The organism is Microbacterium sp. NPDC086615 (assembly GCF_040686055.1).
In the GTDB taxonomy this organism is placed as follows: domain Bacteria; phylum Actinomycetota; class Actinomycetes; order Actinomycetales; family Microbacteriaceae; genus Microbacterium.
The window spans coordinates 257,117-271,293 of record NZ_JBFBJJ010000002.1 but is presented as its reverse complement, the minus strand read 5'-3'; the positions used below and the strand labels follow the sequence as shown (position 1 = coordinate 271,293).

Annotated in this window: 12 protein-coding genes; 9 read left to right on the top strand and 3 right to left on the bottom strand. The window is 70.5% G+C overall.

Annotated features, from left to right (window positions below; translation table 11 throughout):
* Positions 1-45 precede the first annotated feature (45 nt).
* The 4 genes from AB0O24_RS03560 to AB0O24_RS03545 all read left to right on the top strand — a co-directional run bounded on the left by AB0O24_RS03560 (position 46) and on the right by AB0O24_RS03545 (position 2,833).
* On the top strand, positions 46-354 hold the full coding sequence (locus AB0O24_RS03560; protein ID WP_058594918.1) for a helix-turn-helix transcriptional regulator: 309 nt from the start codon (positions 46-48) through the stop codon (positions 352-354).
* Positions 355-372: 18 nt separating this feature from the next.
* On the top strand, positions 373-597 hold the full coding sequence (locus tag AB0O24_RS03555; protein ID WP_275796363.1) for a DUF3046 domain-containing protein: 225 nt from the start codon (positions 373-375) through the stop codon (positions 595-597).
* A 323-nt stretch (positions 598-920) separates the two neighbouring features.
* Entirely contained in the window at positions 921-1,976 is a 1,056-nt protein-coding gene (recA, locus tag AB0O24_RS03550; RefSeq protein WP_058594916.1) for a recombinase RecA, read from the top strand.
* A complete protein-coding gene (locus tag AB0O24_RS03545) occupies positions 1,976-2,833 on the top strand; it encodes a regulatory protein RecX (RefSeq protein WP_275796360.1) in 858 nt (285 codons plus the stop codon). Before recA ends, AB0O24_RS03545 begins: the two co-directional genes overlap by 1 nt.
* A gap of 227 nt (positions 2,834-3,060) precedes the next feature.
* On the opposite strand, the gene AB0O24_RS03540 is transcribed toward AB0O24_RS03545, so the two are convergent.
* On the bottom strand, positions 3,061-5,649 hold the full coding sequence (locus AB0O24_RS03540) for a helix-turn-helix transcriptional regulator (protein ID WP_363372608.1): 2,589 nt from the start codon (positions 5,647-5,649) through the stop codon (positions 3,061-3,063).
* Positions 5,650-5,827: 178 nt separating this feature from the next.
* Here AB0O24_RS03540 and miaB point away from each other — a divergent pair, with 178 nt between their 5' ends.
* Genes miaB through dapF form a run of 4 tightly spaced genes read left to right on the top strand, consistent with a single transcriptional unit; the run spans position 5,828 to position 9,661 of the window.
* On the top strand, positions 5,828-7,375 hold the full coding sequence (gene miaB / locus AB0O24_RS03535; RefSeq protein ID WP_363372605.1) for a tRNA (N6-isopentenyl adenosine(37)-C2)-methylthiotransferase MiaB: 1,548 nt from the start codon (positions 5,828-5,830) through the stop codon (positions 7,373-7,375).
* On the top strand, positions 7,372-8,301 hold the full coding sequence (gene miaA / locus AB0O24_RS03530; RefSeq protein ID WP_275798657.1) for a tRNA (adenosine(37)-N6)-dimethylallyltransferase MiaA: 930 nt from the start codon (positions 7,372-7,374) through the stop codon (positions 8,299-8,301). The genes miaB and miaA overlap by 4 nt, the downstream gene beginning before the upstream one ends.
* A complete protein-coding gene (locus AB0O24_RS03525; protein WP_275798655.1) occupies positions 8,298-8,750 on the top strand; it encodes a GNAT family acetyltransferase in 453 nt (150 codons plus the stop codon). The genes miaA and AB0O24_RS03525 overlap by 4 nt, the downstream gene beginning before the upstream one ends.
* A 56-nt stretch (positions 8,751-8,806) precedes the next feature.
* The gene (gene dapF / locus AB0O24_RS03520) at positions 8,807-9,661 is read left to right on the top strand and encodes a diaminopimelate epimerase (protein ID WP_275798654.1); all 855 of its coding nucleotides are present in this window, start codon (positions 8,807-8,809) and stop codon (positions 9,659-9,661) included.
* Positions 9,662-9,809: 148 nt separating this feature from the next.
* Here the strand turns inward: dapF and AB0O24_RS03515 are convergent, their stop codons facing one another.
* Positions 9,810-10,454, bottom strand: a complete 645-nt coding sequence (locus tag AB0O24_RS03515) for a methyltransferase (RefSeq protein WP_275798652.1) — start codon at positions 10,452-10,454, stop codon at positions 9,810-9,812.
* 88 nt (positions 10,455-10,542) lie between these two features.
* On the opposite strand from AB0O24_RS03515, the gene hflX reads away from it, so the two are divergent.
* Positions 10,543-12,060, top strand: a complete 1,518-nt coding sequence (gene hflX / locus AB0O24_RS03510) for a GTPase HflX (RefSeq protein WP_363372600.1) — start codon at positions 10,543-10,545, stop codon at positions 12,058-12,060.
* A 224-nt stretch (positions 12,061-12,284) separates the two neighbouring features.
* On the opposite strand, the gene AB0O24_RS03505 is transcribed toward hflX, so the two are convergent.
* Positions 12,285-14,177: a prolyl oligopeptidase family serine peptidase gene (locus tag AB0O24_RS03505; RefSeq protein ID WP_363372597.1), complete on the bottom strand. Its 1,893-nt coding sequence runs from the start codon at positions 14,175-14,177 to the stop codon at positions 12,285-12,287.

Below are 14,177 nucleotides of genomic sequence, written 5' to 3'. Positions count from 1 at the left end.
TCCACTCCGGACAGCGTCGGAATCAGCAGTGAGGAGGGGCCCGAAATGATCCTGGTTCGTCAAGAGATCGGCGAAGTCCTGCGTGACCTCCGCCAGCAGAAGGGGCGTACCCTCCGCCAGGTCGCCAGCCGCGCGAGCGTGGCTCTCGGCTACCTCAGTGAGGTGGAGCGCGGCCAGAAAGAAGCGTCGAGCGAGATCCTCGCGTCGGTCGCCGAGGCGCTCGACGTTCCCATTTCGTCGATCATGCGCGAGGTCGGCGACCGCCTTTCGGTGCTCGAGGGGCTCCAGACCTTCCCCGACATCGTTCCCGACGACCTCGTCGCCGAGGTCGAGCCCGAACTCTCGTTGCGCTGATCGGTCCCAGCCGACCGCATGCGTCGTAGCGAATTCGACCGTGCCGTCGCCGATGAGTTCGGCGCGCGCGGTGGCTCTTTGATGACCGACCTCGTGCTGTCGGCGGTCGGTGGCCGAACACCTGCGGAGGCGCTCGCAGCGGGCGTCGACCCGCGCGAGGTGTGGCTCGCCCTTTGCGCCGAGACGGATGTGCCGCCCGAGCGGAGATACGGCGTGGGGCGGCTCGACCCCCGTCGCCGCTAGGGGTACACATCGGGCACAGCTCTCTCGCGGGCGCACCTGCCGCGAAAGTGCAGCCGCTTCCGTCGGCGGTCGCGGTTTCGGTACTCGCGTTCGATGTTGCGGCGTGTCATCGAATTTTCGTTCGATAGGAGCGTAGGCTCCTTCACATCGGAGTGATCGGCCGATCCATCCCCATCGAGGGGTTCTCTCGACACCAATGTCGGAGGCCCTCTCTAACGTGGACGACGTCGAACGACACTCTGAACGCCTTGTCGGGCATCCTCACCGTCGGTGCGGAGCGCGACAGCCTATAGGCGACGGAACGCGAGCAGAAAGAAGACGTCATGCCCTCACCCGCAGAGCGCGAAAAGGCCCTCGAGTCGGCCCTTGCGCAGATCGACCGGCAGTTCGGAAAGGGCTCGGTCATGCGACTGGGCAGCGACGACCGCGCCCCGATCGAGACCATTCCCACCGGTTCGGTCGCCCTCGACGTGGCCCTCGGCATCGGCGGTCTTCCCCGCGGCCGCATCATCGAGATCTACGGACCCGAGTCGTCCGGTAAGACCACCCTCACCCTTCACGCCATCGCCAACGCGCAGCGCGCCGGCGGTATCGCCGCGTTCATCGACGCCGAGCACGCTCTCGACCCCGAGTACGCGAAGAAGCTCGGTGTCGACATCGACGCCCTGCTCGTGTCGCAGCCCGACACCGGTGAGCAGGCGCTCGAGATCGCCGACATGCTGATCCGGTCGGGCGCGATCGACCTCGTCGTGATCGACTCGGTCGCCGCTCTCGTGCCGGAGGCCGAGATCAAGGGTGAGATGGGTGACTCGCACGTCGGTCTGCAGGCGCGCCTGATGTCGCAGGCGCTGCGCAAGCTGACCGGTGGACTCAACACGACCAAGACCACGGCCATCTTCATCAACCAGCTGCGCGAGAAGATCGGTGTCTTCTTCGGTTCCCCCGAGACGACGGCCGGAGGTAAGGCGCTCAAGTTCTACGCGTCGGTGCGACTCGACATCCGCCGTATCGAGACGCTGAAGGACGGCACGGAAGCTGTGGGTAACCGTACGCGCGTCAAGGTTGTGAAGAACAAGATGGCCCCCCCCTTCAAGCAGGCGGAATTCGACATCCTGTACGGCGTGGGGATCTCGCGCGAGGGCAGCCTGATCGACTTCGGTGTCGAGCACGGCATCGTGAAGAAGTCGGGTGCCTGGTACACCTACGAGGGCGAGCAGCTCGGCCAGGGCAAAGAGAACGCGCGCAACTTCCTCATCAAGAATGCCGACGTCGCGGCCGAGATCGAGTCGAAGATCAAGAACAAGCTCGGCATCGGTGGTGCCCCGGCGGCGTCGGCCGAGCCCGCGGCCGACGAGCTCGCGGCCCGCCGCCCGGCCTGATGGTCGACGGTCAGCGCCCGGGTCGCCGCGGCGGACTCTCGTCCGTCGACGGTGGCCCGGGCCCGACGACCGGTGGCCCCGGCGCGGACGGCGCGGCCTACGCGCCCGGCGGTCTCGGTGCCCCCGAGGATCACGGGGACGAGTCTCTCGCGCCCGTGATCCCGCTCTTCGGTGGCAGCCGTTCATCCGCTCACCCGGCGGGAGGTCACGCGAGTTGCAGCTCCGCTCCCGCGCGGGACACCGACTCGCGATTCGGTCTCGGTCTCGCGGGCCATCCGGTCGAGCCCGACGTCGACCGTGTCGACAGCGGAGGACGCGACGATCCGCAAGGCGACGACGTACGCGAACGTGCAGAGGCGCTCCTCCTGCGCAAGCTGCGATCTCGGTCACTGTCGATCTCGGAGGCCCGGACCGCCGTCCGTGAAGTGCCGGGCGCCGACGAGGTCGTGATCACTGAGCTGATCGAGCGTTTCATCGACCTCGGCTACCTCAACGACGCGGTGTTCGCCGAACAGCTCGTGCTCTCGGCTGTCGAGCGTCGAGGCGAGGGCCGTCGGGCGGTGGCGACCACGCTGATGAAGCGCGGAATCCCTCGTGACATCGCGGACGCTGCCATCGCGGAGATGCCCGATGACGACGCGGAGCGCGCTCTCGATTTCGCGCGGAGCAAGGCACGAAGCGTCGGCGGCAAAGACGATGATGCTGCGCTCCGTCGGCTGGCGGGCCAGCTCGCGCGCCGAGGCTACCCGTCATCGGTAGCGCTGAGTGCTGCGCGTCAAGCGCTGCGCGAGGTGGGTGTGGGGCGTTCGCGCCCGTCCCGACCGACCGCGGGGGTCCGCTTCACCCCTGACGAGTAAGCCGACTCCGCGGCGGCGTCTCGCCCCACACTCGCCCGGCAACGGGGAGCCGAGAAGAGGGGTCGGGAGGTGCATTCGTGACGTGGAGCCGGGTCGCGGGGCCGGACGTGGAGCCGGGACGAGGGACCGGACGTGGGGTCGGGACGTGAAGTCGTGACGTGGAGCCGAGACGCGGAGCCGCGACGGACGCGGCGATCGTTCGGGTCCTCGAGAGGTCGAGCGCCGTCTCACGCGCGGGACTGCTGGTTCTCCCACTGCGCCACGAGACGCCCGAGCTCGCCGCGGGTGGCGGCGCCGATCTTCGTCCGTGCCTGGTACACGTGCGATTCGATTGTTCGCACCGACAGGTAGAGGATCGCGGCGATCTCGCGGTTCGTGTGTCCCTGCTCGACGAGCAGAGCGATCTCGCGCTCCCGCCGCGTCAGGTCGCGAAGCGGCGAGGGGTCCGCGGATAGCGCCGGGATGGGGAACCTCGAGATCGTCCCGAGCACCGTGCCGTGGCCGCCTTCCTCCGCGGACCAGAAGGGGTGCAGGCGCAGCCCTTCCGCGACGTCGTGTACCTCGCCGTGCTCCCACGCCTCGAGCCGACGGGTCAGGTCGGTGGCGAGGGGGAGATCGGTCGTTTGCAGAAGCGTGCGAAGCTCGGCGGTCTCCGACGTCGCGATGTCACCCAGCACGAGCAGTCGGAACAGATCGCGCATCCGGACAGGGGGCACCTCGCGCTCGGCCGACAAAGCGGCGGCGATTCGCGCGGTGGCTCGTGCCTCATCCGCGCGACCTTCGGCCATGAGCACCGTGGTCTCCACAGCCGCGCGAGCGTGACGGACGTGCAGCTCGTCGCCCGTCTCGATCCGCGACAGCAGCACGCGTGCCTCAGTGACGCGACCGCTTGCGGCGAGGGCCTCGGCGAGACCGAGCTCAGCCAGGTCGGCGTCGGGTCCGGAGAGCGAGCCTGCCGACTTGGAGCGCACGGCCTCCCATTCGCGCAGGGCGTCGGCCGGTCGTCCGAGGTTGGTGTGGGAAATGGATGCCGCGATACCGGCGAGGAGAAGGGCGACGACGTCGTGTTCCCGCGCGGCCGCCGTCCTCTCGCCGCTGAGTCGCGCGGAGACCGGACCGCCGTCGGCACCGGCGAGCTGGTAGCTCGCGAGCATGACGAGGATCGCGCTGAGCCGATGCGTCGCGCTCACATCTGAGGGTCGCTGGCGCGCGTCGAGAATGCGCAAGACGTCGTCGAAGTGCCCTCGCGCGCGACTCCACCGACCGCGGAACGTCTCCGCCATGCCGGCGCTCAGAAGCGCGCGCAGGTGGGTGGCGCTCCGTTCGGGCGACAGCGCGAGGGCCTTCTCGGCGGAGTGCGCGGCGCGAGACCATTCGAAGTCCGCCCCGGCGCGCGCCGAATCGTCGAGGTGCCGTTCGATCTCGGCATCCGCATCGCCCTTCGTCGCGGCGTACAGCGGCAACGCGAGTCCCCGGTCCGCGACGACGGTTCGGAGGCGCGCGAGACGTCTCCGGCCCTCCTCGTCGAGATCGCCGGGATCGATGTCGTCGATCGCGTCGGCGTCTGTTCCCGTTCCGAGCAGGGCGACGGCGAAGGCGGCCTCCAAGCGCAGCTCGGGGGAGTCGAGCGATCGGAGTCCTCGTGCCGCGTGCGCGGCGGCGTGTGCGGCGTCACCGCGATCGTTCGCTTCGCGCGCGGCATCGAGCGCGATCCGCGCGCGAAGCGCGGGCGATCGCGTCACCTCCGTCACGGCGGCGTCGTCACCGCGGTGCCAGCGTTCGGCGATCGACACGGCCAGGGGGGCGCACCACCATTCGGCCTCGTCATCGAGCATGCGGGATCCGGCTGCCGCAACGAGTGCGTCGATGCGCGCTGTGCCCAGTTGTCGCTCCGCTTCGCGCGCGATCGCCTCATTCGCGGTCAATCGTCGGGCCGGGCTCCGGTCCGAGTGCACCAGTCCTGCGGTGATGAGAGCTTCGAGCCTCGTCGGGGACACGAACCGCGTGGCGACCGAGAACTCGACGTGAGGCAGCCGATTGAGGAATGCGAGGCACTCCTGGTCGCCCTCGGCGAGATCCCCGGTGTGAAGCTTCAGGGCGACGGACAGACGGCTGTGAGGTGGGGTGTCGCGGATGGCGGCGAAGGGGTCCCGACCCGCGGCGACCGCGCCCACCGCTTCGGCGACGAGTTCGCGGAGCAGCGTTCGAGAGCCGTCCGCGCGCCAGAGGATGGCGCCGCAGATCGTGGCATCCAGAGTCGAGGCTCCCGGCAGCACCGCGAGCAGCTGCTCGCTGTCGGTCGGGGTGAGTTCCGAGAGGTCCAGACGCTCGGCGAGCCCGTCGAGCCACAGACTCAGCATGGTCTGACCGACACCAGAGGCATCGAGGTCGACGCGCCGAGCCCGGGCGCGGGGAATGAGGAGCGTCGCGAGCAGGGTGACACGACCGTCCGCCACGCAGCGGGCGAGGAATCGCGCGGAATCGACGTCGAGAGTGTGCACATCGTCCACAAGGACGACGACGCCACCGTCCGGCACACGCCCGCGTCTCAGTTCGACGATGCGCGGGTCGCCGACGGCGTCGAGCGCGCCGAAGGGCACGTCCGAGAGCACGGTCGAGGGGCGGACGACGGCGGCGGCGACTCCGTGTGCGGCGAGGTCGCCGGCGACCGCGCGCAAGAGGTGGCTGCGGCCGCTTCCGCGCGCACCGGCCACGATGACCGACGTCCCCGCGAGCAGAGATCCGGCCAGTGCCGTCGCGTCGCGGTCAGCCCCGATGAGGGGCTCGGACCACGTCCACGATCGGCCTTCCCGCACGACTTCTCCTTCAGGGCGCGTCCGCGCACACACGGACGGACGCGAGGCGACCCGCGTCGAGCCCACGCTATCGAGGCACCGTTTTCCCGTCCGTCCCGCGAACGCAGAGTTGCGCCCGATTCGCGAGGCGGGCCGTCACGGCTGTGGGGGAGTCGCGGCGTTTAGACTTGCTCCCATCATGACCACCCCCGTTTCGACCCCGACGCTGATCGCGCCGTCCCCCGCCGCGCAGGGCAGCGACGGACCGCGCACGTACGAAGTCCGCACCTTCGGCTGCCAGATGAACGTGCACGACTCCGAGCGCCTCTCCGGCTCGCTCGAGAGCGCCGGCTACGTCAGGGCCGAAGCCGGATCAGAAGCCGACGTGGTCGTCATCAACACCTGCGCCGTCCGTGACAATGCGGCGGGCAAGTTGTACGGCACGCTGGGCCACTTGAAGTCGCGCAAGGACGCCCACGCGGGCATGCAGATCGCCGTCGGCGGGTGCCTCGCCCAGATGGACAAGGACGCCGTGCAGCAGAAGGCCCCCTGGGTCGACGTCGTGTTCGGCACCCACAACATGGGGTCGCTCCCCGGCATGCTCGAGCGTGCACGCCACAACGGCGAAGCCGAGCTCGAGATCCTCGAGTCCCTCGAGATCTTCCCCTCCACCCTGCCCACCAAGCGCGACTCCGTCCACAGCGGCTGGGTCTCGATCTCGGTCGGATGCAACAACACGTGCACGTTCTGCATCGTGCCGAGCCTGCGCGGCAAAGAGAAGGACCGTCGCCCCGGTGGCATCCTGAACGAGATCCGCCTGCTCGTCGATGACGGTGCGATCGAGGTCACACTGCTCGGCCAGAACGTGAACTCCTACGGCGTGGAGTTCGGTGACCGCCTCGCGTTCGGCAAGCTCCTGCGTGCCGCGGGCGAGATCGAGGGGCTCGAGCGCATCCGCTTCACGAGCCCTCACCCGGCTGCCTTCACCGACGACGTCATCGCCGCGATGGCCGAGACCCCGGCGGTCATGCCGCAGCTGCACATGCCCCTGCAGTCCGGTTCCGACCGCATTCTCAAGGCCATGAGGCGCTCGTACCGCAGCGAGAAGTTCCTCGGCATCCTGGACCGCGTGCGGGAGCGCATCCCGCACGCCGCGATCACCACGGACATCATCGTGGGTTTCCCCGGCGAGACCGAAGAAGACTTCCAAGAGACCCTGCGGGTCGTCGAGGCGGCGCGCTTCTCCAGTGCGTTCACCTTCCAGTACTCGATCCGCGAGGGCACACCGGCGGCGACCATGGCCGACCAGGTGCCGAAGGCCGTCGTGCAGGAGCGCTACGAGCGTCTCATCGCCCTGCAGGATCGCATCAGCGCCGAAGAGAACCAGAAGCAGCTCGGCCGCACCCTCGAGGTGCTCGTCTCCACGGGCGAGGGGAAGAAAGACGCCGAGACGCACCGCCTGACCGGCCGCGCCGAAGACAATCGGCTCGTGCACTTCGAGCTGCCCGCGGGCTCGCCCGTTCCTCGTCCCGGCGACGTCGTGTCGGTCACAGTGACCCACGCCGCGCCCTTCCACCTCCTCGCCGACGCCCCCGACGGCGCCCCGCTGAGGATCCGTCGCACGCGCGCCGGCGATGCGTGGGACCGCTCGCAGGCCGAGTCGTGCGGGGTCCCGGCACCCGCGGGCGAAAGCGGAGCCCCGCGCGCGGTGTCGCTCGGCCTTCCCACCCTTCGCGTCGGCGTGTGACCGCCCCGGCCCTGTGGGCCGTCGTCGGTGCCACCGGGACCGGCAAGACGGGGCTCTCTCTCGATCTCGCGGAGGCGCTCGCGGCCCGCGGCCGTCCGGCCGAGATCGTCAACGCCGACGCGATGCAGCTGTATCGCGGCATGGACATCGGTACCGCCAAGCTTCCCGAGGCGGAGCGCCGTGGCATCCCTCATCATCTCTTCGACGCGCTCGCGGTGACCGACGAGGCCGCGGTGGCGTGGTACCAGGATGCCGCGCGCGCGGCGATCCGCGAGATTCACACCCGTGGTGCCGACGCGATTCTCGTGGGGGGATCGGGCCTGTACGTCTCGGGGGTGCTGTGGGACTTCCGCTTCCCCCCGCGCGACGAGGCCCTCCGCGCCGCGCTCGAGGACGAGCTGGAACGTCACGGTTCCGGAGTCCTCTATGCGCGCTTGCGCGAAGCGGATCCGGTCGCCGCCGAGCGCATCGATCCCCGCAACGGACGCCGTGTCGTGCGTGCACTCGAGGTGCTCGCTCAGGGCGGTGAGACGCACGGCGGTGCTCTTCCGGAGGCGCCGGAGTTCTGGCATCCGGAGACCCGCATCGTCGCCACCTCGATCGTCCGCGAGGAGCTCGTGGCGCTCCTCGATGCGCGCGTCGAGGGGATGTGGGCCGCGGGTCTCGTCGATGAGGTCGAGGCGCTGCGAGCGGAAGGCCTCGAGCGAGGAGTGACCGCCGGGCGCGCGATCGGTTACGCCCAGGCCCTCGCTCAGCTGCGCGGTGATCTCACCCGCGACGAGGCGATCGCCGAGACGCAGGCGCTCACCCGCCGCTATGCCCGTCGCCAGGTGTCGTGGTTCCGCCGTTACGACGGCGCGTGGTGGGTCGACGCCCGAACCGTGGATGCCACGGCCCTGGCCGCCGACCGAGAGGAACGATCGTGACCGTCGAGATCCGCGCGTTCGACATCGCCGACGAGGACGCCGTCGTCGCGCTGTGGGAGGAAGCCGGTCTGACCCGGCCCTGGAACGATCCGCACGCTGACATCCGGCGCAAGCTCACCGTCCAGCCCGAGCTCTTCCTCGTCGCGGTCGACGGGGATGCGGTCGTGGGGAGCGTCATGGCCGGGTACGACGGGCATCGCGGGTGGCTGTACTACCTCGCCACGGCCGGTACGCACCGGGGTCAGCGCCTCGGGGCGGCGCTGGTCGCCGAGGCGGAGCGTCTGCTTGAGGCGATGGGGTGCCCGAAGGTGCAGCTCATGGTGCGGCCCGACAACAGCGGCGCCCGGGGGTTCTACCACGCCCTGGGATACGAGCCCTTCGACACCTGGGCCACGGGCAAGCGGCTCATCGTCGACGGTCCGGGCGGTCCGCCCGCGCCGACGGCGTGACTCTGCCGCGTCCCAGAAAGCCGCGTCCCAGAGAGCCGCGTCCCTAGACTGGAGTCATGTCGACCATCGCGTTCACCAAGGGCCACGGCACGGGCAACGACTTCGTGATCATCTCCGACCCCGACGGCGAACTCGAGCTGCGCGACGAGCAGGTCGCGGTGCTGTGCGACCGCCACTTCGGCATCGGAGCCGATGGCCTGCTGCGCGTCGTCCGCGCGGCCGCGATCGACGAGGGCGCGGAGGCGGTGGCATCCGGTGTCGAGTGGTTCATGGACTACCGCAACGCCGACGGGTCCAAGGCCGAGATGTGCGGCAACGGCACGCGGGTCTTCGCCCGGTACCTGAGCGACACGGGGCTCGCGACCCTCGACGGGGGATTGCGCATCGGCACGCGCGCGGGCGTGAAGACCCTCACGCGCAGCGAACGCGGTTACGAGGTCGATCTCGGCGCTTTCGCGATCGAGGCCGACGACACCCTCGTCCGTGCGAAGGGACTTCCCGTCGCGCGTCCCGGTGTGGGCATCGACGTCGGCAACCCGCACGTGGTGGTGGCGGTGGCATCGGATGCCGAGCTCGAGGCGTTGGACCTCACCTACCAACCCGTGCTCGACCCGGCCCCGCGCCACGGAGCGAACGTCGAGTTCGTCGTCCCCGCCGATCCGCTCGTCCAGGAGGGCGTCGGAGCGATCCGTCTTCGCGTGTTCGAGCGGGGCGTCGGCGAGACGCTGAGCTGCGGCACCGGGGTCGCCGCGGCCGCGCTCGCCGTGCGGCACTGGGCAGGCTCGGCCGCGCCCGACGTCTGGACGGTCGACACTCCGGGTGGCACCCTGGGCGTCCGGGTGGCCGGGGGGCACGTGTTCCTCTCGGGTCCCGCGTCACTGGTCTTCACGGGTGAGGTCGCGCTGGCCTGAGCGCAGCGCGCGGGCGTTCCGCGCTCGCGGAGACCGCGTGGCGGCACCGCGTTGCGAGACCGCGTCGCGAGACCGCGTCGCGACACCGGGCGAGGTCTCGGGTCGCGGCCGATCGCCGCGGCATCCGGCCGCGCCGACAGACGCCGCGTCAGGCGATGACGTCGATCGGCTCGCTCGGCGGCGAGCCGTGGCGGCGCACGCGCAGCACGCGGAAGCCGCGTCCGGTCGCCGCACGCTGAACGCTGTAGCCCGGCGCGAAGGTCGCGGCGAGCCACCGCTGCAGCGAGTCCGAACCCAGGTTGCGCTGCACGACGAACCACCCGTCCGACCGCTCGGACAGGCGCGGAATCCAGTGTTCGAGCATGTTGTGCAGCTCGCTCTTGCCCACGCGGATCGGCGGATTCGAGCGGATGGTGCGGAACGAGACGTCCTCGGGAACATCCTCGGGACGCACGGCGTTGATGTTCGTGAGGCCGAGTGACTCGGCATTGCGCCTCACGAGATCGAGAGCACGCTCGTTGACGTCGACCGCCCACACGGTCGCGTGCGGTGACGCGAGCGCGAGCGACAGCGAGATCGGACCCCACCCGCACCCCAGGTCGAGGAAGTGCCCACCGGCGGGAGGGGGTGGCGTGTTGGCGAGGAGCACCGAGGTCCCGGCATCCACATGGTCGGGACTGAAGACTCCGCCTGCCGTGACGACCTCGAGGTCACGACCGGCAAGCGTCACACGGATGCGGCGGAGCTGTTCGGGACTCGACGGCGACGCGCTGAAATAGTGCTCGCTGCCCATTCCGACAGAGTAACGGACCCGGCTCTCCGACGCCGGGGACGACTAAAGTGCGAGAACGAGCGGGAGAGCCCGCCCACGAAAGGAACACATGACCGAACAGACCACACCCCCGAGCACGGACGCGGCCCCGGTGGACCCGGTGGACCGCGTGCTGTCGCGCGCCGAAGCGCACCGCGGGGTCCGGGTCTTCGGTGCAGCACAGGCCCTGCAGGACGCCGCAACGGCGTACGGGGGCAACACCGACGGCGATCAATGGGATCGCGAGGAGCGCGCCGCGCTGCGTCGTGTTCCCGGCCTGTCGACCGAGCTCGAAGACGTCACCGAGGTCGAGTACCGCCAACTGCGGCTCGAGAACGTGGTGCTCGTCGGCGTCCACCCGCAGGGGTATCAGGCGGATGCCGAGAACTCCCTCCGCGAGCTCGCCGCGCTCGCCGAGACGGCCGGCGCGGTCGTGCTCGACGGTGTGCTCCAGCGCCGACCGCATCCCGATCCGGCGACGTACGTCGGCCGAGGAAAAGCCGAGGAGCTGCGCGACATCGTCGCTGCCGTGGGCGCCGACACCGTCATCGCCGACACCGAACTGGCGCCCAGTCAGCGCCGTGCGCTCGAAGACGTGGTGAAGGTCAAGGTCATCGACCGCACGACGGTCATCCTCGACATCTTCAGCCAGCACGCGAAGAGTCGAGAGGGCAAGGCCCAGGTCGAGCTCGCGCAGCTCGAGTACCTGCTTCCGCGCCTGCGCGGGTGGGGTGAGTCGATGTCTCGGCAGGCCGGTGGACAGGTCGGCGCCGGCGGCGCGGGCATGGGATCGCGCGGTCCGGGTGAGACGAAGATCGAGCTCGATCGCCGTCGCATCCGCACCAAGATGGCGCTGCTGCGCAAGCAGTTGCGCGACTTCGCTCCCGCGCGGGCGGCCAAGCGTGCCGAGCGCAAGCGCCACACGATCCCGTCCGTCGCCATCGCCGGGTACACCAACGCCGGCAAGTCGAGCCTGCTCAACCGCCTCACGAGCGCCGGTGTGCTCGTCGAGAACGCGCTGTTCGCCACCCTGGATGCCACGGTCCGCCGCTCCGAGACGACCGACGGTCGCGTGTACACGCTGACCGACACGGTCGGTTTCGTGCGCGACCTGCCGCACCAGCTCGTCGAGGCCTTCCGCTCGACGCTGGAAGAGGTGGGCGACGCCGACGTGATCCTGCACGTCGTGGACGCCTCGCACCCCGACCCGGCCGCGCAGCTCGCGACGGTTCGTGACGTGATGGGCGACGTCGAGGCCGACTTCGGCCACGAGATCGTCGTGTTCAACAAGGCCGACCTCGTCAGCGACGATGATCGCCTCGTGCTGCGCGGGCTCGCCCCGAGAGCGCACTTCGTCTCGTCGCGCACGGGAGAGGGCATCGATGAGCTTCGCGCCGCGATCGAGGAGGCCCTCCCGCTTCCCGCCGTCGAGGTGCAGGCCGTCGTTCCGTACGACCGCGGCGACCTCGTGTCGGCGGTGCACGAGAGCGGCTTGATCGTGGCGCAGGAGCACCGCGAGACCGGAACCTTCCTCCACGCGCACGTGGGTGCGCGACTGGCGGCCGAACTCGAGCCGTACGCGGCCTGATCCCGGGATCCCCGTGCTTCGGCGCGGGGGTCCCGGCCCTCACGGGGCCTCTCGACGGTGGAGCATCGGGGCCGCGCGCGCCCGCGGGACGTGCCACGCTTCGAAGGTGTCATCACCCGACCCGCTGCTCTTCGCGGTCGAGTCGCGCGCCCGTCGGGACGGCTGAGCCTTCCGGCACGTCGAGGTGCGATGCCCGGCGGGGATGCCGGCGAGCCCCGGTGGTCTCAGCCGAGATCGAGTGCGGGGACCCCCGGTGTCTCGAAACCGAACACGGCGCCCAGGAACCCGAGTTCGCGCTCGAGCGAGTCGATCACGGTCTCCGCGCGGCGGAAACCGTGTCCCTCGCCCTCGTAGAGCACGTACGCGTACGGCACGCTGTGGGCCGCCAGGGCGTCTCGGATCGCCTCGGCCTGCGAGGGAGGGACGACCCGGTCTTCTGAGCCCTGCAGGATGAGCAAGGGAACACGGAACCGCTCGGGATGGGTGAGCGGGGATCGTTCGATGTAGACGTTCTCGGCGTCGGGGAGAGCGCCGATGAGCCCGTCGAGGTAGCGCGCCTCGAAGTCGTGGGTGTCTTCGGCCAGCGCGCGTGCGTCGCCCACGCCGTAGCGCGAGATCCCGGCCGCGAACACGTCGGTGTTCGTCACCGCGGCGAGCACGGTCCAGCCCCCGGCCGAGCCGCCGGCGATGGCGAGGCGATCAGGGTCGGCGAGTCCCGCGTCGGCGAGAGCGGACGCTGCGGCCGCGACATCATCGACGTCGACGACACCCCACTGCCCCTTCAGACGATCCCGATAGGCGCGGCCGTAACCGGTGGAACCTCCGTAGTTCACGTCGAGGACGCCGATCCCGCGGCTTGTGAAGAACGCCGTCTTCGCCGAGGGAGCCGGTCCGACGTGCGAGGTGGGACCCCCGTGCACGAGAACGACGTACGGCGGGCGCTCGTCGTCCGGGGCAGTGACCTCGGGATTGGTCGGCGCGTAGGCGAAGGCGTGCACGGTACCGTGCGGCCCCTCGGTTTCGAGGGCGCGGGCCGTCGGCATCCATTCGTCTCCCCATGAGCCCGCTCCGCCCGTGACGAGATCGACGCTGCCGGCGGCGAGGTCGACGAGCCAGAGACCCGAGCGGCCGCCCGCGTCGGACCCCGACACCAGCACCCGCGTACCGCGTGCGTCGTCGACCGCGGCGCCCGACACGGCGGGGACCTCCAGCGGACGGACCCCGGACGGGGCGATCTCGACGACCTCGTCGCCGCCGTCGGTCCGCACGGCGACGATGCGGCCGTCGTCGGTGGCGCCGAACCACCGTGTCCCGAGCACCCAGAGCCCACCGCCGGTGTCGGCGTCGGCGGGGGCGACCGCCTGGGCGTCGCCGTCGAGGGGGTGGCGGAACAGGTTCCACCGACCGTCGGGGTCATCGGCGTAGAGCAGTTCGTCGTCGCCGATCCAGACCGGTTGCAGGGGAGCGCGGTTCGCGCCCCCGGCGATGTCGCGCACCGTGCCCGTGTCGAGGTCGGCGACGCGTATGATCGTGGCGTCCCACGGCATGTCGGGGTGGTTCCACGCTACCCAGGCGAGGCGTCGTCCGTCGGGCGACAGCGCGGGCTGGGCGAGGAAGTCGCTCCCGGCGGCGAGGACCTCGCCGGCCCCCTCGCCATCGACGGCGATGCGGACGATCGCGCGCGCGGGGACGCGGTCGGAACCGTGGGTCTCGCGCACGGCGAGGAGGACGCCGTGCTCGAACCGGAGGCCGCCGTGACGCACGGCCTCGTCGGCGGGGGTGAGGGGGCGCGCCGTGCCGCCCGGTCGGAGCGCGTACACGCGCTGGTCGGTCTTCTCGACGTAGAACAGCTCGCCGTCGTCGGATGCCGTCCACGCGCCTCCGCCGTACTCGTGCACCGCCGAGCGGGCGTTGGCGGGAGCGGGGAGCACGGTCTCGATGGTTCCGTCGGCGCGGCGCCGTTTCACCGCGACGCGCCCCGCTTCGGCGGGCACGGACTCGCCCCACCACACCTCGTCAGCCACCAGCCGTGCGCCGTCGATACGCGGCGAGGACTGCGCCACCGACTCGGGCGTGATCGGTGACGGCCAGGAACCGTAGGGGAGGGTGTCTGCCAT

Excerpts from the sequence above, each read along its gene's own strand:
- AB0O24_RS03545 (WP_275796360.1), top strand. The coding sequence starts at position 1,976 with ATGGTCGACGGTCAGCGCCCGGGTCGCCGCGGCGGACTCTCGTCCGTC.
- AB0O24_RS03505 (WP_363372597.1), bottom strand. The coding sequence starts at position 14,177 with ATGGCAGACACCCTCCCCTACGGTTCCTGGCCGTCACCGATCACGCCC.
- AB0O24_RS03515 (WP_275798652.1), bottom strand. The coding sequence starts at position 10,454 with ATGGGCAGCGAGCACTATTTCAGCGCGTCGCCGTCGAGTCCCGAACAG.
- dapF (WP_275798654.1), top strand. The coding sequence starts at position 8,807 with ATGTCGACCATCGCGTTCACCAAGGGCCACGGCACGGGCAACGACTTC.
- AB0O24_RS03555 (WP_275796363.1), top strand. The coding sequence starts at position 373 with ATGCGTCGTAGCGAATTCGACCGTGCCGTCGCCGATGAGTTCGGCGCG.
- AB0O24_RS03560 (WP_058594918.1), top strand. The coding sequence starts at position 46 with ATGATCCTGGTTCGTCAAGAGATCGGCGAAGTCCTGCGTGACCTCCGC.
- recA (WP_058594916.1), top strand. The coding sequence starts at position 921 with ATGCCCTCACCCGCAGAGCGCGAAAAGGCCCTCGAGTCGGCCCTTGCG.
- hflX (WP_363372600.1), top strand. The coding sequence starts at position 10,543 with ATGACCGAACAGACCACACCCCCGAGCACGGACGCGGCCCCGGTGGAC.
- miaB (WP_363372605.1), top strand. The coding sequence starts at position 5,828 with ATGACCACCCCCGTTTCGACCCCGACGCTGATCGCGCCGTCCCCCGCC.